Source organism: Streptomyces albus subsp. chlorinus (genome assembly GCF_013302895.1).
GTDB lineage: Bacteria > Actinomycetota > Actinomycetes > Streptomycetales > Streptomycetaceae > Streptomyces > Streptomyces chlorinus.
Window position 1 is genome coordinate 1,383,996 of record NZ_VJOK01000001.1, and the last position, 21,327, is coordinate 1,405,322.

Annotated in this window: 21 protein-coding genes and 1 pseudogene; 6 read left to right on the forward strand and 16 right to left on the reverse strand. The window is 73.4% G+C overall.

Annotation, left to right across the window (positions count from 1 at the left end; translation table 11 throughout):
* The first annotated feature begins 356 nt into the window (after positions 1-356).
* Positions 357-815 (forward strand): cell division protein SepF, encoded by a 459-nt coding sequence (locus FM076_RS06360; RefSeq protein ID WP_173868940.1) that lies wholly within the window; start codon positions 357-359, stop codon positions 813-815.
* A 90-nt stretch (positions 816-905) separates the two neighbouring features.
* Here FM076_RS06360 and FM076_RS06365 read toward each other — a convergent pair whose 3' ends face one another.
* Together FM076_RS06365 and FM076_RS06370 are read right to left on the reverse strand one after the other, a co-directional pair.
* Positions 906-2,108 carry an acyl-CoA dehydrogenase family protein gene (locus FM076_RS06365; protein WP_173868941.1) on the reverse strand — a complete coding sequence of 401 codons (1,203 nt, stop codon included), beginning with the start codon at positions 2,106-2,108 and terminating at the stop codon, positions 906-908.
* Positions 2,109-2,156: 48 nt separating this feature from the next.
* Complete coding sequence (locus FM076_RS06370) at positions 2,157-3,836, reverse strand: MFS transporter (protein ID WP_173868942.1); 1,680 nt, start codon at positions 3,834-3,836, stop codon at positions 2,157-2,159.
* Between the two features lie 324 nt (positions 3,837-4,160).
* Here FM076_RS06370 and FM076_RS06375 point away from each other — a divergent pair, with 324 nt between their 5' ends.
* Positions 4,161-5,327, forward strand: coding sequence for a glycosyltransferase family 39 protein (locus tag FM076_RS06375; protein ID WP_173868943.1), 1,167 nt, complete (start codon positions 4,161-4,163; stop codon positions 5,325-5,327).
* 244 nt (positions 5,328-5,571) lie between these two features.
* Positions 5,572-6,471, forward strand: coding sequence for a phosphatase PAP2 family protein (locus tag FM076_RS06380; RefSeq protein WP_345944901.1), 900 nt, complete (start codon positions 5,572-5,574; stop codon positions 6,469-6,471).
* 63 nt (positions 6,472-6,534) lie between these two features.
* Here FM076_RS06380 and FM076_RS06385 read toward each other — a convergent pair whose 3' ends face one another.
* The 5 genes from FM076_RS06385 to FM076_RS06405 all read right to left on the reverse strand — a co-directional run bounded on the left by FM076_RS06385 (position 6,535) and on the right by FM076_RS06405 (position 11,248).
* A complete protein-coding gene (locus FM076_RS06385) occupies positions 6,535-6,750 on the reverse strand; it encodes an I78 family peptidase inhibitor (protein ID WP_173868944.1) in 216 nt (71 codons plus the stop codon).
* A gap of 269 nt (positions 6,751-7,019) precedes the next feature.
* Positions 7,020-8,000, reverse strand: coding sequence for a helix-turn-helix transcriptional regulator (locus FM076_RS06390; RefSeq protein ID WP_173868945.1), 981 nt, complete (start codon positions 7,998-8,000; stop codon positions 7,020-7,022).
* A 54-nt stretch (positions 8,001-8,054) separates the two neighbouring features.
* Positions 8,055-9,062 (reverse strand): hypothetical protein, encoded by a 1,008-nt coding sequence (locus FM076_RS06395; protein ID WP_173868946.1) that lies wholly within the window; start codon positions 9,060-9,062, stop codon positions 8,055-8,057.
* Complete coding sequence (locus tag FM076_RS06400; protein WP_173868947.1) at positions 9,059-10,312, reverse strand: glycosyltransferase family 4 protein; 1,254 nt, start codon at positions 10,310-10,312, stop codon at positions 9,059-9,061. Before FM076_RS06400 ends, FM076_RS06395 begins: the two co-directional genes overlap by 4 nt.
* Before the next feature lie 303 nt (positions 10,313-10,615).
* A complete protein-coding gene (locus tag FM076_RS06405; protein ID WP_173868948.1) occupies positions 10,616-11,248 on the reverse strand; it encodes a transglycosylase family protein in 633 nt (210 codons plus the stop codon).
* Positions 11,249-11,704: 456 nt separating this feature from the next.
* Here FM076_RS06405 and FM076_RS06410 point away from each other — a divergent pair, with 456 nt between their 5' ends.
* Positions 11,705-12,550 (forward strand): hypothetical protein, encoded by an 846-nt coding sequence (locus FM076_RS06410; RefSeq protein ID WP_173874541.1) that lies wholly within the window; start codon positions 11,705-11,707, stop codon positions 12,548-12,550.
* A gap of 217 nt (positions 12,551-12,767) precedes the next feature.
* Positions 12,768-13,160, forward strand: a complete 393-nt coding sequence (locus FM076_RS06415) for a hypothetical protein (RefSeq protein WP_173867888.1) — start codon at positions 12,768-12,770, stop codon at positions 13,158-13,160.
* Here the strand turns inward: FM076_RS06415 and der are convergent.
* From der to aroH, 5 genes are all read right to left on the reverse strand, one after another.
* Positions 13,064-14,542 carry a ribosome biogenesis GTPase Der gene (der, locus tag FM076_RS06420; RefSeq protein ID WP_173868949.1) on the reverse strand — a complete coding sequence of 493 codons (1,479 nt, stop codon included), beginning with the start codon at positions 14,540-14,542 and terminating at the stop codon, positions 13,064-13,066. The genes FM076_RS06415 and der overlap by 97 nt on opposite strands.
* A gap of 73 nt (positions 14,543-14,615) precedes the next feature.
* Positions 14,616-15,272: a lysophospholipid acyltransferase family protein gene (locus FM076_RS06425; protein WP_345944902.1), complete on the reverse strand. Its 657-nt coding sequence runs from the start codon at positions 15,270-15,272 to the stop codon at positions 14,616-14,618.
* The gene (cmk, locus tag FM076_RS06430; RefSeq protein WP_173874542.1) at positions 15,269-15,982 is read right to left on the reverse strand and encodes a (d)CMP kinase; all 714 of its coding nucleotides are present in this window, start codon (positions 15,980-15,982) and stop codon (positions 15,269-15,271) included. The genes FM076_RS06425 and cmk overlap by 4 nt, the downstream gene beginning before the upstream one ends.
* Positions 15,983-16,197: 215 nt before the next feature.
* Entirely contained in the window at positions 16,198-17,289 is a 1,092-nt protein-coding gene (locus FM076_RS06435; RefSeq protein ID WP_173868950.1) for a prephenate dehydrogenase, read from the reverse strand.
* A complete protein-coding gene (gene aroH / locus FM076_RS06440; protein WP_173868951.1) occupies positions 17,289-17,660 on the reverse strand; it encodes a chorismate mutase in 372 nt (123 codons plus the stop codon). Before aroH ends, FM076_RS06435 begins: the two co-directional genes overlap by 1 nt.
* A gap of 102 nt (positions 17,661-17,762) precedes the next feature.
* Between aroH and FM076_RS06445 the strand changes: the two genes are divergently transcribed.
* Positions 17,763-18,083: a DUF952 domain-containing protein gene (locus tag FM076_RS06445; protein ID WP_173868952.1), complete on the forward strand. Its 321-nt coding sequence runs from the start codon at positions 17,763-17,765 to the stop codon at positions 18,081-18,083.
* A gap of 75 nt (positions 18,084-18,158) precedes the next feature.
* On the opposite strand, the gene FM076_RS06450 is transcribed toward FM076_RS06445, so the two are convergent.
* The 4 genes and pseudogenes from FM076_RS06450 to FM076_RS06465 all read right to left on the reverse strand — a co-directional run.
* Positions 18,159-19,274, reverse strand: a complete 1,116-nt coding sequence (locus FM076_RS06450) for a pseudouridine synthase (RefSeq protein ID WP_173868953.1) — start codon at positions 19,272-19,274, stop codon at positions 18,159-18,161.
* Positions 19,274-20,014, reverse strand: coding sequence for an SMC-Scp complex subunit ScpB (scpB, locus tag FM076_RS06455; RefSeq protein WP_243274337.1), 741 nt, complete (start codon positions 20,012-20,014; stop codon positions 19,274-19,276). The genes FM076_RS06450 and scpB overlap by 1 nt, the downstream gene beginning before the upstream one ends.
* Positions 20,007-21,119, reverse strand: a complete 1,113-nt coding sequence (locus FM076_RS06460; protein WP_173868954.1) for a segregation and condensation protein A — start codon at positions 21,117-21,119, stop codon at positions 20,007-20,009. The genes scpB and FM076_RS06460 overlap by 8 nt, the downstream gene beginning before the upstream one ends.
* Before the next feature lie 25 nt (positions 21,120-21,144).
* Positions 21,145-21,327, reverse strand: a pseudogene (locus FM076_RS06465) (hypothetical protein); the annotation flags it as partial.

A 21,327-nucleotide genomic window follows, 5' to 3' on the forward strand; every position in this document is an offset into this window, starting at 1 on the left:
AACCCCTGCCGCGCACGCCGTTTGACCCGGACCGGAACGGGGAGGAGAAGGACCTGGTCACCACCTGGGTCAATCCGGGTGCGTGCGGGGACAGTCGCTCGCTCGGAGGTCCCTGACAGCCGTACCATTCGACTGGTAACGGGACAATGCGGGCCCTCTCGCGGACCGTCACCGGTCGGGCAGCACAAGGACCCTGATCGGTCGCCAGGTGTTCTGCACCAGAACCGTCACGAAAAACGGGCGGGAAGGGTATCCGCTTGGCGCATCATCAGCATCATGGACGACCATAGGGGTTGCGGACCCGCGGCGGAGCGCTGAGAACAGGTGGGACACCGCGCAGAGGAAAGGAGGCGTCCATGGGATCGGTGCGCAAGGCGAGTGCCTGGCTGGGCCTCGTCGACGACAGCGAGATGCGTTACTACGACTATGCCGACGGGGACGACGGCCCGGCCGGGGGCCCGGAACCCGGGGACGCCGCACGCGAGGCGTGGGTCACCGACCCCAGGGTCCGGGTCACCGCCGAGACCGCGCAGGACCAGGGCACCAAGATCGCGACGGTCAGCCCGGACTGCTTCCGGGACGCCCGCGGCATCGGCGAACTCTTCCGGGACGGGGTGCCGGTGATCGTGAACCTCACCGCCATGGACCCCGCCGACGCCAAGCGCGTCGTCGACTTCGCCGCCGGGCTGACCTTCGGGCTGCGCGGCTCCATCGAGCGCGTCGCCAACCGGGTCTTCCTGCTGACGCCCCCCGACTACAAGGTCGTCACCAACGAGGAACGCCGCGAGCCCGGCGGCTTCTTCAACCAGAGCTGACCCCCCTCCACCCGCCCTCTGAGGGGCGGGTGGAGGGGAGACGGCGGCCCACGAGGCGGCTGCCGGAGCGCGGGCGCGGGGCCCCACCCCCTAGCCCCGGAAAGCGTCGATCCCCGTCAGGGCCTTGCCCAGCACTAGTTGGTGCATCTCCACGGTCCCCTCGTACGTCAGCACGGACTCCAGATTCGTGCTGTGCCGCATCACCGGGTACTCCAGCGAGATCCCGTTGGCCCCCAGCACGGTCCGTGCGGTGCGGCAGATCCTGAGGGCTTCCCTGGTGTTGTTCAGCTTGCCGAAGCTGATCTGCTCCGGCCGCAGCCGGCCCGCGTCCATCCGCCGCCCCAGATGGTGGGCGAGCAGCACCCCTTTGTGCAGTTCGACCGCCATGTCGGCCAACTTGGCCTGGGTGAGCTGGAAGCCGGCCAGAGGCCTGCCGAACTGCTCCCTCCCGGTGGCGTAGGACAGCGCCGCCTCGAAGCAGGCGCGGGCCGCCCCCATCGCGCCCCACACGATGCCGTACCGGGCGTGGCTCAGACAGCTGAGCGGGCCGCGCAGCCCGTGCGCCTCCGGCAGCACCGCGTCGGCGGGGAGCCGCACCTCGTCGAGGACGAGTTCGCTGGTGACCGAGGCGCGCAGGGACAGCTTGTGCTTGATCTCGGGGGCCGAGAAGCCCGGGGTGTCGGTGGGGACGAGGAAGCCGCGGATGCCGTCGTCGGTACGGGCCCAGACCACGGCGACCCCGGCGACCGAGCCGTTGGTGATCCACATCTTGCGGCCGGTGAGCACCCAGTCCCCGGCCGGCCCGCCGTCCCGCCTGGCGTAGGTCCGCATGCCGCCGGGGTCGGAGCCGTGGTCGGGCTCGGTCAGTCCGAAACAGCCGATCACCTCGCCCGCCGCCATGGCGGGCAGCCACCGCTGCTTCTGCTCCTCGCTGCCGAACCGGTGGATGGCGTACATGGCCAGCGACCCCTGGACCGAGACCAGGGAGCGGATGCCGGAGTCGGCGGCCTCCAGCTCCAGGCAGACGAGGCCGTACGGGACGGCGCCGGCCCCGGCGCAGCCGTACCCGGTCAGGGACATGCCCAGAGCACCGAGGGAGCCGAGTTCGCGGGCCAGCTCCCGCACGCCGGGCAGCTCACCGCGCTCGTACCAGTCGGCGACGTGCGGCAGGACACGGTCGGCGGCCCAGGAGCGCACGGTGTCGCGCACGGCGCGGTCCTCGTCGTCGAGCAGGTCGTCGATCCCCAGCGGATCGTGCGGGTCGAACGCCGGTGCCGGTGACTGCGTGCTCATGGGCGGGGCCTCCGGGAGGGGGAGATGATCACGGCTACCCGGCTGACGCTACGACTGGGTAACGCCCCGCGACAAGGGGCGCCCGCCGCCCGCCTCGGCGGGCCTCCCGGAGCCGGGCCGTGTCCGGTCGTCGCGCTCCTCCGGGTGCTCCCGCGCACCCGCCGTACCGTCCATGCGGCGCGGCAGCCGCAGCGCCGCCAGCGCCCCGGCGACCAGCAGCGCGGCGCTGACCAGCAGCGTCACGTGCAGCCCCGTCACGAACGAGGAGCGTGCCGCGTGCCGCAGGGCCTCACCGGCGCCGCCCCCGACGTGCCCGGCGACCTCGTACGCCTCGCCCAGCGAATGGCTGGCGTCCGCGCCGTCGCTCGCGGACAGGCCGACGCGGGCGGCGGCGCTGCGCACGCCCGGCCCGTAGGCGGCGTTCATCACGCTGCCGAGGAGGGCGATGCCGATGCCGGCGCCGAGCTGGTAGGCGGTCTCGCCGACGGCCGCCGCGCCGCCCGAGTGCTCGGCCGGGGCCTCGCTCAGCATCGACTCGTAGCAGCCGAACAGCGTCGTCTCCAGGCCGAAGCCCAGCAGCACGAACCCGCCGACCAGCAGGCCGGGCCGGTCGTGCTGCCCCACTCCCGTGAGGCACAGCACGGCCACCGCGGTGGCCAGGAAGCCGAGCGCGACCATCCTGCGCGGCCCCAGCAGCGCCAGCAGCCGCGAGCCGAGGAGCCCGGCGGCGATGGCGGCGAGAGACAGCGGCAGCAGCCGCAGCCCGGTCTCCAGCGGGGAGAGGCCCAGGACGAGCTGGAGGTACTGGGCGGCGATCAGCGCGAGGCCGACCAGGGCCAGCACCGTCAGCACGATGCAGCCGACCGAGGTGCCGAAGGCGGCGCGGGTGAGGGTGCCGAAGTCGATCAGGGGGTGCGGGCGCCCGCGCTGCCTGCGGACGAACAGCGCGATGAGCAGGGCTCCGGCCGCCAGCGGGAGCCAGCACAGCGGCGAGAGCGGCTCACCGCCCCCGGCCTGTTTGACCCCGAATATGACGCCGAAGAGTCCGGCCGCCGCCATCACGGCGCCCAGCACGTCCCACGGCCCGTCGCTGCCGCTGACGGACTCGGGCAGCAGCCACCGCCCCAGCGGGAGGCCGGCGGCCATCAGCGGAAGGTTGATCAGGAAGACCGAGCCCCACCAGAAGTGCTCCAGCAGCAGGCCGCCCACCAGGGGGCCGATGGCGGCGCCCACCGCGGCGACGGCGCTCCACACCCCGACGGCCAGCGCGCGCTCCCGGCGGTCGGGGAAGACCTGGCGGAGTATCGAGAGCGTGGCCGGCATGATCATGGCGCCGCCGACGCCGAGCAGCGCCCGGGCGCCGATCAGGACGCCGGGGCTGTGCGCGAAGGCGGCGACGGCGGAGGCGGCGGCGAAGAGCGTGTAGCCGAACAGCAGCACCCGTCGGGTGCCGACCTTGTCACCGAGCGTGCCGAACAGGATGAGGAGCGAGGCGCACACCAGCGGGTAGGCGTCCACGATCCACAGCAGTTCGACCGCGCCCGGCCGGAGGTCCTCGGAGACGGCGGGGACGGCGACGTGCAGCACGGTGGCGTCGATGGCCACCAGCAGCAGGCTCGCGCACAGGACGACGAGCACGACCCACCGGTTGTGCCGGTCCGCCCCGTGCGGACCCGGTGGGGGGACGTCCGCCGCCTGCCGCGCTATGGCCGTGGTCGTCCCGGGCATGTACGCACCTCCTGTTGCTCTCGCGCCCGCGGGCCAGCCGTAAGGGGGTGGGGGACGGCTGCCCGGGTCGCGGCGGCTGTCCCGCGCGGCCCGTTCGGCGTCGGCTCCGGCCCGGTGAAGAGGGGCGAGTGCCGGTTAGCGTACGCGAGTCGTGGCGGGCGTCCACCGCTCCCCCATTCAACGAGTGGAGCGCTTCCGGTGCATCTGCCCGGGATGCGGCCTGTCATGACAGCGATTTCCCGCGGCTTCCGCGCCCTGCCCGGTCCGCCGGGGGTTTGCGTCCCGCTGCCCGGGGTGCGAGACGGGTGACCAATAATCGTCCGGATGACTGACCTCGCCGGCCCCGGCCACCCCCGCACGCGCACAGCCGTTCCCCCGGACACCCGCACGGGGGCGTGGCGGCGGCCAGCCGCCGCCGTGCTGGCGTACGCGGGCGTGCGGGCCCTGGGCCTCGCCGTGCTGGCGGTCTGGTGCGCGGCACGCGGGACGAGCGTCCACACGCTGCTCGCCGCCCGCTGGGACTCGCTCTGGTACACGCGGGTCGCCGAGGGCCACTACGGCTACACGGTCTCGCTGCCGGGCGGCGGCAGCCACTCCGACCTGGCGTTCTTCCCACTGCTGCCGGGTCTGGAGAGTGCCGGCTCCCGGCTGACGCCGCTGACCGCACCGGATACCGGGCTGCTGGTGAGCGGCCTGGCGTCGCTGGCGGCCGCGTGGGCGCTGTACCTGGTCGGCGAGCGGCTGCACGGCCGCCGCGCGGGCGTCTGCCTGGCGGTGCTGTGGGGTGCCGTACCGGTCGGTGTGGTGCAGTCGATGGCCTACAGCGAGTCGCTGTTCACCGCGCTGGCCGCGTGGGCGCTGTGGGCGGTGCTGACCGGCCGGTGGGTGTGGGCCGGCTCCCTGGCCGCGCTGGCGGGGCTGACGCGTCCGGTGGGCGCGGCGGTGGTGGCCGCGGTGTGGCTCACGGCGCTGCTCGTGCTGGGCCGCGAGCGGCGCCGGCCCCAGGCGCGGATGGCGGTGGGACTGCTGCTGGCCCCGCTGGGCTGGTTCGGGTACGTGGTGTGGGTGGGCGTCCGCACCGGGAAGGCCACCGGATACCTGGACGTCCAGGCGCAGTGGGGCAACGGCTTCGACGGCGGCCGGGCCTTCGCGGGCTTCGTCGGTGAGAACCTGACGGGCACCGTCGTCGGCGGGCTCGGACTGCTCGCTGGCGTCGCGCTGGTGATCTGGCTGTACGTCCTGTGCGTACAGCAGCGGCAGCCGGCCGCCCTGCTGGCCTACGCGGGGGTCGTGGTGGTGCTCGCGCTGGGTGCCAAGGGGTACTTCGGCTCCAAGCCGCGGCTGCTGCTGCCCGCCTTCCCGCTGCTGCTCCCCCCGGCCGCCGCGCTGGCCCGCCGGCGGCCCGCGCACGCGGCGCTCGCGCTGGGCGCGCTCGCGGCGGCCTCCGCCGTCTACGGCGCCTGGTGGCTGAACGGCTCCGGCCCGCCGTGACGCCCCGCCGGACGGTGCCGGACCGCGGAGAAAACCCGCGCGCGCGGGGTAATGACGGAATTCCCCGTCAACCCACCTGTGACGGAAGTCGCTTCACGTCCCCCGCGACACATTCCATCGGCCCGGGAATCGACCGAGATAAACAGAACCTAAGCGCGAGTGCCGCGCTTTTGCACATCACATCGGCATCACGAAGAGCCCGCCGTAGCCGAACGCGCTCTTCACGCGCGGTAATCTCGATTAGGTGCGTACCGACCGAATCCTCTCCCGGCTGGAGCAGGAGCCTCACCGCCCCCGCGGCCCGTTCCCGCGGATGAGCCGCGTCCGGCTGGGTCTGTTCAGCGTCACGGTCGCCTTCTACCTGGCGATCGTGGTCGCCGTCCTGGGCACGACATGGCTCGTCCAGCTCGACTGGCAGGTCATGCTCTTCCGCCCGTACAAGCAGTGGCCCGAGGTGCACGGCTTCCTGGACGCCTTCGTGGTACTGGGCCAGCGCGGTCCCACCGCGGTGCTGGTGGCCGCCTGGCTGGGCTGGCGGTCCTGGCGGCAGCGCACCCTGCGTCCGCTGCTGGCCCTCGGATTCGCCTTGCTGCTGCTCAACGCCTCGGTCGGCGCGGTCAAGATCGGCCTGGGACGGCTGGGACCGCACTACGCCACCCAGATCGGCTCGGCGGAGCTGTGGGCCGGCGGCGATATATTCCCCTCGGGTCACACCGCCAACGCCGTGGTGACCTGGGGCATCCTCGCCTATCTGGCCACCACGCCGCGGGCCCGCCGGTGGCTGTCCGTCGTCGGGGCCGTCTTCGCACTCGGCGTGGGCGCCACCACGGTCTACCTCGGTACGCACTGGGTGAGCGACGTGCTCCTGGGCTGGGCCGCGGGGCTGGTGATCCTGCTGGGGCTGCCCTGGTGCGAGCCGGCCATCGCCCGGGTGGAGGCCCTCGTCTTCGCGCTGCGCGAACGGTTCACCACGGCGGGGTCACCGCTGGCACCCAGACCCTCCTCCTCGGCCTCCCCCACCGGGCAGCCGGTCTCCGCACGGCAGACGCTGGTCGGGCCGCGGGTTCCCGCGCAGGAACCGGGAGCGCGCCCGGCGATGCCGCGCGCCGCCGACGAGGTGCGCGCCCCGGCCTCGCGCTACTGAGCGCGTGCCGGGGTCCCCCGCCGCCGGGCGCGTACCCCTCCGCCGGAGCGGCGAAGGGGCCGGTCAGCCCTGCCAGCAGCGCACCACCTGGCCGTCGCTGACCGCCAGGTTGAGCCGCCCGGTCACGTACTCCATGGTGATGACGGCGTCCGGCGCCAGCTGCCGCACGCTGGACCAGCCGCGCTCCCGGGCGCGGCGTTCGGCCTCCTGCGCGGCCAGGCCCACATAGGTCTCCGGGTCGTCGTCGGGGAGCCGGTGGTTCGCGGGATCGGGTGCCATGCACCCACCGTAGGCTCACGGTCCGTACCGCCGGAAGTCCCGCCTCCGCCGCGGCCTCGTCACGCTTGTGTCACAACGCTCGGTGCACGGCCCGCCGTTGCGGGGGTCACTCGTTGGTGCCTTCTTCGCCGCTCGTAATTCGACGGATTCCGCATGGGCGATCATGCCCCGGAATTCACGGCGGAGACGCTGTTCCCATGAATTCCGGAACGTACTCGGAAGAAGACCTTAAGACTGTCGGAAGAGTTCCGGAACTCTCCGCGCAAGACTTACCCGTGTTCACCGGAGTGCGGCCCCAGGGAGCGGGACAGACGGTCGCGCAGCTCCGCCATGTGCTCCCGCAGCGGCTCCGGCTCGCGCACCTCGAAGTCGAAGCCGAGCATCAGGACGTGGACGAGCACCGCCTCCAGCGAGTACCCCCCGGTACGCAGCAGGCAGCTGTGCTCGTCGACGGGTTCCAGCATCCCGGCGGACATCGATATCCGCTCGGCCGCCCGCTCCATGGGGGCGTGCAGCAGCACGGTGGTGCGCACAGGGTAGACACGGGTGGAGACCCCCTCGGACACCCAGGCCGCCAGGTCCTCGGCCGGCGGGGTGCGGGGGGCGAAACCGGGGCCGTGCGGCGGGATCAGCTCGATCCGGTCGACGCGGAAGGTCCGCCAGTCGGCGCGGTCCACATCCCAGCCGACCAGGTACCAGCGGCGGTGCGTGGTCACCAGCCGGTGCGGCTCGACGGTACGCCGCGAGGGGGTGCCCTGGTGCGTCTCGTACCGGAAGCGCAGCCGCTCGTGGTCGCGGCAGGCGTGCGCCAGCTCGGCCAGCACGGCGGCCTCGACGACGGGGCCGCGGTGCGGCCCGACCATGGGGACGGTGAACTCGCTGAGCGCGCCCACCCGGCGGCGCAGCCGGTGCGGCAGGACCTGTTCGAGCTTGGCGAGGGCGCGGGCCGAGGACTCCCCGATGCCCTCGATGCCGCCGGCCGCCGCGCCGCGCAGCCCCACCGCCACGGCGACGGCCTCCTCGTCGTCCAGCAGCAGCGGCGGCAGTCGGGCCCCGGCGCCGAGCTGGTAGCCGCCCGCGGTGCCGCTGGTGGAGTGGACGGGGTAGCCCAGCCCGCGCAGCCGGTCCACGTCGCGGCGGACGGTGCGGGGGCTGACACCGAGCCGCTCGGCGAGGTCGTTGCCCGACCAGTCGCGGTGGGTCTGCAGCAGTGAGAGCAGCCTGAGCAGGCGTGCCGAGGTCTCCAGCATGCGGCCGAGTCTGGCACTGCTCGCGGACACGGTCTGTCCGCGAGCGGACCCGCCTCAGGAGGCGGCACGCTCCACCGCGACCGCCAGGTCGTTGTTGAGCGTGTAGTAGGGCCTGGCGGTGAGCGTGCGCGCGTCACCGGCCCGGTCGCCGACACCCGCACCCGCACCCGCACCGGCGACCGGACGGACGGGCCGGGCGGGGTAGGTGAAGATCCGCTTCTTGTCGGGGACGTCGTCCAGGATGCGTGCGACGCGTACCGCCTCGGCGTCCTCGGCGGGGCGCAGCCACAGGTCCCACAGCCGGTGCACGGCCAGCGGCGGGTACGGCAGCGCGGCGGTGAAGTCCCGCGCGTCGCCGTCCCCCGCGCGCACCTCGGCCACGACCGGCGGGCCCTCCCCGCGGCGCGGCCGTGCCTCCAGCCGCGCGGTCGGCGTGACCTTGGCACCGTAGAGCCGCCCGCTCAGCTCGAGCCCGCCCTCGTCCACGCGCAGCGCGCCGGCCTCGGCGTGCGGCCAGCGCACCCAGGCGCGGATGCTGAGGTTGCCGTTCTTGGTGGCGTACGGGATGCGCACGCCGAGCCAGCTGCGGTTCTCCTGCGGAACGCGGTCGACCAGCGACCGCAGGTCGTTGAGGCCGGGCGTGAGTCTGCGCGGCTGCCGGCCGGGCAGGGCGAGGAAGGCGTTCCAGCGGCCCTCGCTGAGCCGTACGGTGCTGGGCAGCGCGGCGCGCAGCGTTCCGTCGGCGGCCTCCTGCACGGGGGCCAGCGGCAGTCTGACCTCTTCCGTCTCGCCGGACGCCCCGGGGCGGCGGCGCAGCAGCAGCGCCGCCTCTCCCGCCGGTGTCCGCGCGGCCGGCAGCCGTACGTCGAAGGTGAGGCCGCCCGCGCTGTCGGCGGTGCAGTCGGCGACCGGGGCACTTGCGGAGGTCTGTGGGGGCACGGGTTCTCCGGGGTCGGGGTGGTGCTGTGCCCCGGCGGCGGAGAGGGTGGCCGTGCGGGGCGCGGCGTGCGGGGTCTCGGTCCCCCTCGCGCCGGTGGCGGTCTCGGTGGTGCTGCCGCTCATGCGGTCCGTCCTCCCTGGAGCGCTCCGGGCCCCACGCCGGCGAGCGCGTCCTTGACCGCGTAGGCCCCGCTCAGCAGCGAGGCGCGGGTGCGGTGCAGCCCGCGGCTTCCCTTGCTCGCCAGCTCGCGCATCATCGACTCGTAGCGGGCGCCGATCCGGGCGGGGTCGAAGCGTTCGGAGTCGGCGAGGGCCGCGCGGCCCATGCGGCGGCGCAGGGCGTCGTCGTTGATGAGGTCCAGCAGCGCCCCGGCGACGGCGCCCTCGTCGCCCATCGGGACGAGGTGTCCGTCGACGCCGGAGCGGATGATCTCGGCGGGGCCGTGCGGGCAGTCCGTCGCGACGACGGGGAGTCCGCAGCGCATGGCCTCGACGATGGTCATGCCGAAGGACTCCAGACTGGAGGTGACGGCCGCTATCGAGCCCTTGGGCCACTCCGACTCGATGGGATGGGTGGGGCCCATGAGGAAGACGTGGTTGTAGAGGCCCAGTTCGTCGATGAGGGCACGGAGCCCCGGCCGCTCGCGTCCGCCGCCGTAGATCCGCAGCCGCCAGTCCGGCCGTTCGGCCACCACCTTGGCGAACGCCCGGATGAGCAGGTCGTACCGCTTGGCCGGAGCCAGCCGGCCGGCCGCGACGACCCACTTGCTGCTGCCGTCGGCCGGGCTGACACCGGGGGCGGGCACGCTGTTGGGCACGGCCTCCACCCGGACACCGGGCAGCCGCATCATGCGGCGGTAGTCGGCGGCGTCGGCCTCGGTGACGGTGGTCAGTGCGTCGAGCCGGGGGTAGACGCTGCGCAGGACGAGTTTCAGGCGGCGGGAGTGGGTCGCGAGGGTGAGGTGCTCCTGACCCAGCCGTACGGGGCCGCGGCGGGTCTGGCGTGCGATGTGGGTGTTGAGGCCGGGCCGGGTGCCGACGACGACATCGGCCTCGGTGGTGGCCAGGTGTTCCCCGATGAGGCGGTCGGTCAGGGCGCTGTACATCGGGTACTTGCCGTCGGCCTCCGGGAAGACCTGGGCGGGCCGCGTGTGTTCGGCGCCCAGGCTCGCCGGGTCGCGTACCGCGCGGGTGTCGACGAGGTGGCGGAGTCTCACCCTGGGCCCGGGGTCGAAGACGGGCCGGTCGCGGCTGCGGAAGACCGAGACGACTTCCACATCGTGGTGTTCGGCCAGGCAGCGGGCCAGGTTGTAGGTGGTACGGACGGTTCCCCCGATGGCGTACCCGTTGTGAAGCAGAAATGAAATGTGCATTTCACCCGAGTCCCATACATCTCCGCGGTCAGTCCCCCTCTGTCCGCCTGTCACCCAGGTAGACCGTTAAATGCCTGGGAGGGTTGGGTGCGCTGAGCAGGTTGTTTCAGAAAAGTTCTGAATGGTTTCACTTCTGTGACGCCCCAGCGGGAACTTTTGTTGCAGGCTGATCGTTTGGGCAGTCCGCACGACAACGGCCCCGCCGGGTACGGAACCCGGCGGGGCCGCCGCTCACTCACCCGGCACGCGCCCGCGCGGGGCGCGCGCCGAAGGGCCCACCCGAGGGCGGCCCGCGGTGACCGCTCAGACGTCGAGCTTCTGGCCGGCCACGATGAAGTCGGGGTCGGAGCCGATGACGTCCTTGTTGGCGCTGTAGAGCTGCTTCCAGCCCTTCCCGTGCGCCGCGGCGATCGAGCCGAGGGTGTCGCCGGGCCTGACCGTGTAGTCGCCGCTACCGACGCGCCCCGAGCCGCGGTTCGGGTGCGTGGCGGGGCGCTCCTGCGGCTGCTGGGTCCCGGTCTCCCGCGGCTGCGGCTGCCGGGGGCCGCTCCGGCTCGGGGACGGCGCCGCACCCGACTGGGGCGGCGTGCCGGAGGCGCCCGCCTTCACCGAGCAGTTGGGCCAGGCGCCCCAGCCCTGGGCCCGCTGGACCTTGGAGGCCACGGCGATCTGCTCCGACCTGCTGGCCTGGGCCGCGGTGGGCGCGTAGGCCCCACCGCCGTACGCCTTCCACGTACTCGCCGAGAACTGGAGTCCGCCGGAGTAGCCGTTGCCGGTGTTCGTCTGCCAGTTCCCCCCGCTCTCGCACTGTGCGATGCGGTCCCACACTCCGTCGTTGGGCGCCGCCGAGGCCGTCTGGGCGGTGGCGGCGAGCAGGGCGAGCGGGGCGGCGATACCGGCACCCGTGAGCACCGCTGCTGTACGACGCTTGGACAAATCAAACCCTCTCCACGATCCCGGGTTCCCCCTCTGCTCCCCCGTGCGGACGAGTCGCGGGGCGCATCGGGCGCCCGCACTCGGCTCCGCCCGTCCCGGGCGGTGCTCGTTGCACCGTCGTGAAATGTATGGGCGGCTCGCCCGATTTAAAACCGGATCCTCATCTCTCCAGGTCAGATGAGTGTTACTTGCTATAACAGCGGTTTTCGGACACCCCATAAACAGGGGCATTCCCGGCAGTAGTTAACAGCCGGGAGCGCTCGCTGTGAGTCACTTCACGAGTCGAACTCGCGTACCCAGCACCTCTGTTGACAGTGCGTGAAGCACTGCCCCGCGTAGGTGACCGGATCCGGGCACTCGGAGGACACCCGCACGCGCCCGCGCGTGACCGTGACCACAGATCACCCGTTGTCCACTCCGAACACGAACCGAAAGCCAGGAGCTCCCGTGTCCCCCATGCTCGATGTCAGCGACGCCGTACGCGCCGAGATCGGCGAGGCAGAAGCCGAGAGGCTGCTCGCCGGAGAGAACACCCCAGGAGAGTACGACTGCACGTCCTGCCGCGCCCGGGGCAACACCCACCAGGAACGCACCAGCACCGTGCTGTTCGTCGGGGAGGAGACGGCCGTCCTCGCTTTCGCGCACGCGTCCTGCATCCCCTCCCAGGTCGTGTCCGTGGCGGAGGACCAGCTCCAGGGGGCCGTGCAGTCCCTCACCGCCGAGGAGACGGGCCGGCACGCCGTTCCCGCCCCCTCCCCCGGCTCCCCGCAGGAGCAGGCACCCGCCGCTCCCCCCGCCCGGCCGGCCGCGCCGGGGCAGGGCACCCGCCAGGCCGTCCTCGGTGTGACGTGCGGTCAGGTCCTCCTCGACGACACACTGCATCCGGCCATCGTGGTCGAGCCCACCGGCCCCATCGCGCGCCCCGGCTCCGACGGTCCGGGGGACGACTTCCTGCCCCTGCTGATCGAGCACGGCTTCCTGCCGGTCACCGATGTCGCGCAGCTGCCCGCCCCGGTCGCCGGCTGGTCGGTGCTGCTGGCGATGGGGCAGCTGCACGCCATCCTCCAGCCCCCCGCCACGCCCGGCACCCAGCCCGTCGCCTGGTGGCAGGCGCACCAGCCGCTGGCCGTGACCGAGGGCTGGCGTACGGCGGCGGCCAAGAGCCACACCGTCCTGGTCTACGCGGCGCCCGCGGGCTCCATCGGCCAGCAGCCCCGCGAGGACCTGCTGCGGGAGGCCCTGGAGAAGGCGGCGGCCGGCGGGGTGCTGGTGGCCGGCACGATGCCGCTGGCGGGGACATGAGCCGCCCCGCACCGCGCCCGGGAGCCCCGGCGTGAGCGGCGACGCGAACGGGCGGCGGTACACCGTGCGATCAGGTCATTCGCGGCCCGGGACCGCATCCGGCCCGCCGTACGGTCGTTGGGCAGACGTGCAGCAATACGAGCCTCTCCGAGCCCACCCAGCCCACCCCGGCAACGGACGCGTGACCGCCGCGCCCGTTGCCCCCGCGGTTCCGCGGATGCGGTCTCCGCACAGCGCGTCACCGGAAGGGTCCACGCCCATCTACGACTCGCTGTACGCGGAGTACCGCAGACTCTTCCGCGCCCTGCCCGGTGACCGCACGGGCGAGGAGGAGCTGCGTTTCGAGGGGTTCGGCACGGTGCACGGCACCGGCAGCGGTTCCTGGTCCGACGAGCAGCGGTCGGCCGCCTCCTGGCACACCCCCGCCTGGCACCTCCCCGCACTGCCCCCGGCCCCCGCCACGGCCACCACCACTGACGGCCGGGCCGGGCGCGCGGCGGCGGCCCGTACGCGCTACTTCTTGCGGCCGCGCTTCTCGCGCACCCGCACCGAGATCTGCACCGGCGTCCCCTCGAAACCGAACTCCTCGCGCAGCCGCCGCTCGATGTAGCGGCGGTAGCCCGCCTCCAGGAAGCCGGAGGCGAACAGCACGAAGCGGGGCGGCTTGGTGCCGGCCTGCGTGCCGAAGAGGATGCGCGGCTGCTTGCCGCCCCGCACCGGGTGCGGGTGGGAGGCCACGAGTTCCCCGAGGAAGGCGTTGAGCTTCCCCGTCGGCACCCGGGTCTCCCAGCTCTCCAGCGCCGTCTCGATGGCGGGCACCAGCTTCTCCACGTGCCGCCCGGTACGGGCCGAGACGTTGACGCGCGGCGCCCACCGCACGTGGACCAGCTCCTGCTCGATCTCCCGCTCCAGGTAGAAGCGCCGCTCCTCGTCCAGGGTGTCCCACTTGTTGTACGCGAGGACGACGGCACGGCCCGACTCGACGGCCATGGTGATGATGCGCAGGTCCTGGGTGCTGATCGACTCGCTGACGTCGATCAGCACCACCGCCACCTCGGCCTTCTCCAGCGCGGCCGCCGTGCGCAGCGAGGCGTAGTAGTCGGCGCCCTCGGTCATGTGGACGCGGCGCCGGATACCGGCGGTGTCCACGAACTTCCAGGTCTTGCCGCCCAGTTCGATCAGCTCGTCCACCGGGTCCCGGGTGGTACCGGCCAGTGGGTCGACGACGACGCGCTCCTCGCCCGCCACCTTGTTCAGCAGCGAGGACTTGCCGACGTTGGGGCGGCCGATGAGGGCCACCCGGCGCGGACCGCCCAGCACGACGTCCCCGAAGGTCTCGCGGGGCGCCTCGGGCAGCGCCTTGAGGACCTCGTCCAGCATGTCGCCCGTACCGCGCCCGTGCAGCGCGGAGACCGGGTGGGGCTCGCCCAGGCCGAGCGACCACAGATAGGCGGCGTCCGCCTCGCCCGAGGGGCCGTCCACCTTGTTGGCGCAGAGCACCACCGGCTTGCCCGCCCGGCGCAGGAGCTTGACGACGGCCTCGTCGGTGTCGGTGGCGCCCACCGTGGCGTCCACCACGAACACCACGGCGTCGGCGGCCTCCACGGCGAACTCGGCCTGGGCGGCGACGGAGGCGTCGATGCCGAGGACGTCCTGCTCCCAGCCGCCGGTGTCCACCACCTTGAAGCGGCGGCCCGCCCACTCCGCCTCGTAGGTGACCCGGTCCCTCGTCACGCCGGGGCGGTCCTCCACGACGGCCTCGCGGCGGCCGATGATCCGGTTCACCAGCGTCGACTTGCCGACATTGGGGCGGCCCACCACGGCGAGCACCGGCAGCGGCCCGTGGCCGGCCTCGCCGAGCGCGCCCTCGACCTCCTCCCGGTCGAAGCCCTCCTCGGCGGCCAGTTCCATGAACTCGGCGAACTCGGCGTCACCCAGCTCACCGTGGCCGTGCTCGATGCCGTCGTCGGCGGGGTGCATCTGGTCGTTCATGACGTCTCGTCCTCGTCGTCCAAAGTTCGTGAAGGGGCCGCGGAGTGCTTGCGGCGGCCGGTCTTCGTACGGGTCAGCGGCCGGTCAGCCGTCTGGCGTCCTGCAGATGTGCCGACAGCCGCTGCTGGAGCTGCACGGTGGCCTCGTCCAGCGCCTTCCGCGTCCGCCGCCCGGACCCGTCGCCCACGGTGAAGGGGTCACCGAAGACCACGTCGACCCGGCTGCGCAGCGGCGGCAGCGCCCGTATCAGCCGGCCCGGGCGGTCGGCGCTGCCGAGCACCGCGACCGGGACGACGGGAGCGCCGGAGCGCAGCGCGAAGTAGGCCAGCCCGGAGCGCAGCGCGGCGAAGTCGCCCTCGCCCCGCGTGCCCTCCGGGAAGATCCCCAGCACGCCGCCGCGCTCCAGCACCGCCAGCGCACGGGTGATCGCACCCCGGTCGGCCGTCGTGCGGTCCACCTCCAGCTGGCCGATGCCCCGCAGGAACGGGTCCAGCGGGCCGGTGAACGCCTCTTTCTTGATCAGGAAGTGCACCGGCCGGGGCGCCGTCCCCATCAGCATGGGCCCGTCGATGTTGTGCGCGTGGTTGACCGCGAGTATCACCGGGCCGCCCGGCGGGACCCGCCAGGCACCCAGGACCCGGGGCCGCCACAGGGTGTGCATGAGCCCGATGCCGATCCGGCGGCCGACGGCGGCGCCCCGCTCGCCGGGAGCGGAATCGGTCGGTGTCACCTGGCCGCCTTCTCCATGGGCCCGGCCGCCGCCTTGTCCGCCGCCGCCTTCTCCACGAGGGTGACGACGCACTCGATGACCTGCTCCAGGGTCAGCTCGGTGGTGTCCACCTCGACGGCGTCGTCGGCCTTCTTCAGCGGGGAGGTCTTACGGCTGGAGTCCGCCTTGTCGCGGGCGATCAGCGCCTGCTGGGTGCCGGCCAGGTCGGTGACGGGCTTGCCGTCGGCGGTCTTCAGCTCACCGCTGCGGCGGGCGGCACGGGCCTCGGGCGAGGCGGTGAGGAAGACCTTCAGATCCGCGTGGGGCAGCACCGTGGTCCCGATGTCGCGGCCCTCGACGACGATGCCGCCGACGGCCTCGGCCGCGATGGTGCGCTGCAGCTCGGTGATCCGCGCCCGGACCTCGGGGACGGCGCTGACAGCGCTGACCGCCGCGGTCACCTCCTGGGTGCGGATCGGGCCGGAGGCGTCCAGCCCGTCGGCGGAGATGGCCGGGTCGCGCGGGTCCGTTCCCGAGACGATGCTGGGCTTGCCCGCGGCCGCGGCGATCGCCGCCGGGTCGGAGACGTCCACGCCGTTGTTCAGCATCCACCAGGTGATCGCCCGGTACTGCGCCCCGGTGTCGAGGTAGCTCAGCCCCAGCTGGGCCGCGACGGCCTTGGAGGTGCTCGACTTGCCCGTGCCGGAGGGGCCGTCGATGGCGACAATCACTGCTGGGGTCGCAGACACGGTGGTGGGCACCTTTCGTGTTCCTGGGCTCTCTCGGCGCGCGGCGGCGCATGGGGCGGACGGGACCGGCCTGGGTCCCCGCACAAGGCTACCGGCTGCCACGGACACGCTGTGCCGCACGTCCGCGCCCCGGCTCCCCGAAGCCCCCGGGGAGGCCGTATCCCTCCCGCCGCGCTCCCGGGCCGCCGCCCCGGCTCCTATGTACGCAGGGCCCAGCCGCGCTCGCGCAGCTCCTGCTCCAGCACCGGCACCGCGCCCGGCTCGACCATGAGCTGCATGTATCCGGCCTGCTGGCCGGTCGCGTGCTCGATCCGCACGTCCTCGATGTTGACGCCCACCGATCCCGCGTCCGCGAAGATCCGGGCCAGCTGGCCGGGGCGGTCGCTGATGAGCACGGTGACCGTCTCGTAGGCGGTGGGCGCCTGGCCGTGCTTGCCGGGGACGCGGGCGCGGCCCGCGTTGCCGCGGCGCAGCAGCTCCTCGATGCCCTCGGCGCCGGCGGCCCGTTCGGCCTCGTCGGCCGAGTCCAGCTCCCGCAGGGCCCGGACCGCCGTCTCCAGATCGGCGGCGACCTCCGCGAGGATGTCGGCGACCGGCCCCGGGTTGGCGGAGAGGATGTCCACCCACATCCCCGGGTCGGAGCCGGCGATCCGCGTCACGTCCCGGATGCCCTGGCCGCACAGCCGCACGTCCGTCTCGGCGGCGTCGGCCAGCCGTGCGGCCACCAGGCTGGAGAGCAGGTGGGGGGTGTGGGAGACCAGGGCGACGGCCCTGTCGTGCGCGTCGGCGTCCATCACCACCGGCACCGCACCGCACAGGGCGATCAGCTCCAGCGCGAGGTTGAGCACCTCCGTGTCCGTGCCCGGTGTGGGGGTCAGCACCCAGGGCCGGCCCTCGAACAGGTCGGCCGTGGCCGCGAGCGGTCCCGACTGCTCGCGGCCCGACATCGGGTGGCTGCCCAGATAGGTCCGCAGGTCGCCGCCCCGTTCGGCCAGCTCCCGGCGCGGCCCGCCCTTGACACTGCCGACGTCGATGACGCCGCGGGCCAGTCCCCGGCGCTGCACCTCGGCGACGGCGGTGGCGATGTGCGCGGGCGGTACGGCCACGACGGCCAGGTCGGCGGGCGCTCCCGGCTCGGGCTCCCCCTCCGTCCCGGCGCCCAGCGCGGCGGCCATCCGGGCCCGCTCCGGATCGCGGTCGCTGAGGTGGACCCGCACGCCACGGCCGGCGAGGGCCAGCGCGGCAGAGGTCCCGATGAGTCCCGTGCCGAGCACGAGGGCTGTGCGCATTACTGTGCGATGTCCTTGCGGAGTGCGGCTGCTGCGCCCAGGTAGACGTGCGTGATGCCGGACCTGGGCAGCTCGGTCTCTGTGTGGGCCAGGATACGGACCACCCGCGGCATCGCGCCCGCCACTTCCAGTTCCTGGGCGCAGATCAGCGGTACGTCCACGAGGCCCAGCTTGCGGGCGGCGGCGGCCGGGAAGTCGCTGTGCAGGTCGGGGGTCGCCGTGAACCAGATGCTGATCAGGTCGTCGGCGGTCAGGCTGTTGCGCTCCAGCACGGCGGTGAGCAGTTCGCCCACCCGTTCGTGCATGTGCTCCGCGTCGTCCCGGTCAAGCTGGACGGCGCCCCGCACCGCACGCACCGCTCGTCCCGCCACCTGTGGCTCCTCTCCCCGCCGGTACCTGGCCGGCCCAGGGTAGGTACCGCGCACGCGCGGATGTGCGGGCCGCCCGCCCAGTGAGACGGTAGAAGTGGAGGCATGATCTTCCATGTGGTCCCGCTGGACGACTGGCTGCTGGCCCCGGACCGGCCCTACTCGCCGCGTGTGCTCGCCGAGAACGGGTTCATCCCGTGCACGGCCGACGAGCAGCGGGCGCTGGCCGTCGCGGACGCCCGCTTCCGGAACGCGGTCGGGCCCGTGATGGCCCTCATGATCGACGAACACCGCCTGGACGCCCGGGTGCACTGGGAGCCGGAGCCCCGCATCCACGGGCGGGTCAACCGCTCCGCCGTCGCCGGGATGCTGGAGGTGCGGCGCGACGAGGAGGGCCGGGCCGTCTCGCTCGCGCTCTGGTCCTGACTCCCTCGCCGGCGGGGGCCGGGCCCCGCCGGCGCGCGCCAGGGGCCCGGCGCGCGCCAGGGGCGGCCCGGGCTCCTACAGGTTGACCTCGCGCATGAGCATGCCGACCTCGGTGTTGGTGAGGCGCCTCAGCCAGCCGGACTTCTGGTCCCCGAGCGCGATGGGCCCGAAGCGGGTCCGCACCAGCTTCTCCACCGGGAACCCCGCCTCGGCGAGCATGCGCCGCACGATGTGCTTGCGGCCCTCGTGCAGGGAGACCTCCACGAGGTAGTTCTTGCCGGTGTTCTCCACCACCCGGAAGTGGTCGGCCCGCGCGTACCCGTCGTCGAGGCGGATGCCGTCCTTCAGCCGCTTGCCCAGGTCGCGGGGCAGCGGGCCCTGGATGGCGGCCAGATAGGTCTTGACGACGCCGTAGCGGGGGTGCGTGAGCCGGTGCGCCAGCTCGCCGTGGTTGGTGAGCAGGATCAGGCCCTCGGTCTCCGTGTCGAGACGGCCCACGTGGAAGAGGCGGGTCTCCCTGTTCTGGACGTAGTCGCCCAGGCACTGGCGGCCCTCGGGGTCCTCCATGGAGGCGACGACCCCGGCGGGCTTGTTGAGGGCGAAGAACAGATACGACTGGGTGGCGATGGTCAGCCCGTCGACCTTGATCTCGTCCTTCTCGGGGTCGACGCGCAGCCCCTGCTCGCGGACGATCTCGCCGTTGACCTCGACCCTCGCCTGGTCGACCAGTTCCTCGCAGGCGCGCCGCGAACCCATGCCCGCCCTGGCCAGCACCTTCTGGAGGCGCTCGCCCTCCGGCTGCCCGAAGGTCTTGGGCAGTTTGACGGCGGGCTTGGCGTGCCGGGCGCGGTTGCGCTCCTCGATCTGCGCCTCGTACTCGCGGGGGCGGGCGGGCGCCGACGCCTTGCGGGCCCGCGCCTTGGGGGCGCCGCTCTTGGTGACGTTCCTGGCGGCCGGCTTGGCCGCGTTCTTCGTCACGTTCTTGCGGGCGCCGCTCTTGGGACCGCCCGCCTTGCCGCCGCCGGACGGGGCGCCGCCCTGGGTGTAGCGGCGCTCCTCGGGGCGCGGCTGCCGGGAGCCGTCGCGCGACTGCTGCTGTCCCCGCCGGCCGCCGCCCTGTCGCGGACGGCCGGTGCCGCCCTGCTTGCCGCCTCGGTTACCGCCGGTGTTCCTGCCGCTGCTGCTTCGCATCAATGTTCCGTCTGGGAGTCGGGGGAAGGATCGTCTACCTCGAACGACGGCATGCCCTCCTGGGTCTCCCCCTCCACGGCCTCCGCTTCCGGAAGGAAGGGCGCCAGCTCCGGAAGCTCGTCCAGGCCGCGCAGGCCCATACGCTCCAGAAAGTAATGCGTCGTCCTGTAAAGGATCGCACCTGTCTCGGGTTCCGTGCCCGCCTCCTCCACCAGACCGCGCTGGAGCAGGGTACGCATCACGCCGTCGCAGTTCACACCGCGTACCGCCGAGACCCGGGAGCGGCTGACCGGCTGCCGGTAGGCGACGACGGCGAGGGTCTCCAGCGCGGCCTGGGTGAGCCGGGCCTGCTGCCCGTCGAGCACGAACCGCTCGACGGCGTCCGCGTACTCCTCGCGCGTGGAGAAGCGCCAGCCGCCCGCCACCAGCCGCAGCTCGAAGCCGCGGCCCTGGACGGTGTACTCGTCGGCCAGCTCGCGCAGCGCGTCGGAAACCTCGCGGGGGCGCCGCTCCAGCACCCTCGCCAGGTGCTCGGCGGTGGCCGGCTCGTCGACGACCATCAAGACGGCCTCCAGCGCCGGCTTCAGCTCCAGCTCCGCGACGGCGGAGGCACCGGCGGGCGGCGCACCCTCCGGCCCGGGCGCCGAGGCGTCCCGCTCGCCGGCGGCCTCCTGCACCTCGTAGGTCTCCTCGTCGGTCCGGGTCCCGGTTCCGGTCCCGGTCACGGCCGGTTCAGTCATCCTTGCGCTCCCCTGGCTCCTGGTCGAACTCGTCGGTCACCCGCGGTACGGCGTCCGCCGTGCCGCTCCACCGGACGAGCAGCGTGCCCAGCGCCTCCTCCTGCTCCAGCGCGACGGCCCGTTCCCGGTACAGCTCCAGCAGCGCGAGGAAGCGGGCGACGACGGTGAGGGTGTCGGCCGCGTCCTCGGTCAGTTCCTGGAAGCTGGCCTCGCCCCGTTCCCGCAGCCGCGCGACCACCACCTCGGCCTGCTCCCGGACGCTGACGAGCGGCGCGTGGATGTGCTCCACGTAGACCTGCGGCTTGGGCTTGGGCCGCATCGCCTTGACGGCGAGCCGCGCGAACCCCTCGGGACCGACGCTGAGCGCCACCTCGGGCAGCAGCTCCGCGTGGTGCGGCTCCAGTCCCACCGTACGCGGGAAGCGCCGCGCCTCGAGGTCGAGGCGGGCCGCGAAGATGGTGGCGATCTCCTTGTAGGCGCGGTACTGGAGCAGCCGTGCGAAGAGCAGGTCCCGGGCCTCCAGCAGCGCGAGGTCCGCCTCGTCCTCCACCTCCGCCTGCGGGAGCAGACGGGCCGCCTTCAGATCGAGGAGGGTGGCCGCGACGACGAGGAACTCGGTGGTCTGGTCGAGGTCCCAGTCCGGTCCCATGGCGTGGATGTGGGCCATGAACTCGTCGGTGACCTTGGAGAGCGCGACCTCGGTGACGTCCAGTTTGTGCTTGGAGATCAGCTGGAGGAGAAGGTCGAAGGGCCCCTCGAAGTTGTCGAGCACGACCCGGAACCGCCCGTCGTCGGCCTCGGGTTCGGCGGGCTCGGCGGGCTCCGCGAGTTGGGCGGGCTCCGCGAGCTGGGCGGGCTCGGCGAGTTGGGCGGGCTCCGCGAGCTGGGCGGGCTCCTCGGGGGCCGTCCGGGGCTCGGCGTCCGTGCCGCCGTCCGCTGCTGGCCGCTCCGGCACCCGGGCCGGCTCCGGGGGCGGGGCCGGGGCCGGGACGGTGGCCGCTGCCGACGACTCCGGCTCCGGGGCGGGCGCCGCGCCGGGCCCCCGCCCCAGCGGTCGGCGGGAGCCCCGGCTGCGTCGGGTGTCGTCTGGCGTCGGAGTGGGCATCGCAGGCAGCGTACTGGCAAGCAGGTCAGCGCCCGCGCAACCGCCGTACGAGAATGCTCGCGTCTCCCCGCGACTCCAGGTCGGCCAGGACCACGGCGACGGCCTCGCGCACGATCCGGCCGCGGTCCACGGCCAGTCCGTGCTCGCCGCGCAGCACCAGCCGCGCGTGTTCGAGGTCCATCAGCTCCTCGGCCGAGACGTAGACGGT

Bases quoted from the DNA above. Each gene is read 5' to 3' on its own strand.
- FM076_RS06400 (WP_173868947.1), bottom strand. From the start codon at position 10,312: ATGCACATTTCATTTCTGCTTCACAACGGGTACGCCATCGGGGGAACC.
- FM076_RS06395 (WP_173868946.1), bottom strand. From the start codon at position 9,062: ATGAGCGGCAGCACCACCGAGACCGCCACCGGCGCGAGGGGGACCGAG.
- FM076_RS06370 (WP_173868942.1), bottom strand. From the start codon at position 3,836: ATGCCCGGGACGACCACGGCCATAGCGCGGCAGGCGGCGGACGTCCCC.
- FM076_RS06460 (WP_173868954.1), bottom strand. From the start codon at position 21,119: ATGCCCACTCCGACGCCAGACGACACCCGACGCAGCCGGGGCTCCCGC.
- FM076_RS06410 (WP_173874541.1), top strand. From the start codon at position 11,705: ATGCTCGATGTCAGCGACGCCGTACGCGCCGAGATCGGCGAGGCAGAA.
- FM076_RS06375 (WP_173868943.1), top strand. From the start codon at position 4,161: ATGACTGACCTCGCCGGCCCCGGCCACCCCCGCACGCGCACAGCCGTT.
- FM076_RS06435 (WP_173868950.1), bottom strand. From the start codon at position 17,289: ATGCGCACAGCCCTCGTGCTCGGCACGGGACTCATCGGGACCTCTGCC.
- FM076_RS06445 (WP_173868952.1), top strand. From the start codon at position 17,763: ATGATCTTCCATGTGGTCCCGCTGGACGACTGGCTGCTGGCCCCGGAC.
- FM076_RS06450 (WP_173868953.1), bottom strand. From the start codon at position 19,274: ATGCGAAGCAGCAGCGGCAGGAACACCGGCGGTAACCGAGGCGGCAAG.
- FM076_RS06360 (WP_173868940.1), top strand. From the start codon at position 357: ATGGGATCGGTGCGCAAGGCGAGTGCCTGGCTGGGCCTCGTCGACGAC.
- FM076_RS06415 (WP_173867888.1), top strand. From the start codon at position 12,768: ATGCGGTCTCCGCACAGCGCGTCACCGGAAGGGTCCACGCCCATCTAC.
- scpB (WP_243274337.1), bottom strand. From the start codon at position 20,014: ATGACTGAACCGGCCGTGACCGGGACCGGAACCGGGACCCGGACCGAC.
- FM076_RS06365 (WP_173868941.1), bottom strand. From the start codon at position 2,108: ATGAGCACGCAGTCACCGGCACCGGCGTTCGACCCGCACGATCCGCTG.
- FM076_RS06390 (WP_173868945.1), bottom strand. From the start codon at position 8,000: ATGCTGGAGACCTCGGCACGCCTGCTCAGGCTGCTCTCACTGCTGCAG.
- der (WP_173868949.1), bottom strand. From the start codon at position 14,542: ATGAACGACCAGATGCACCCCGCCGACGACGGCATCGAGCACGGCCAC.
- FM076_RS06385 (WP_173868944.1), bottom strand. From the start codon at position 6,750: ATGGCACCCGATCCCGCGAACCACCGGCTCCCCGACGACGACCCGGAG.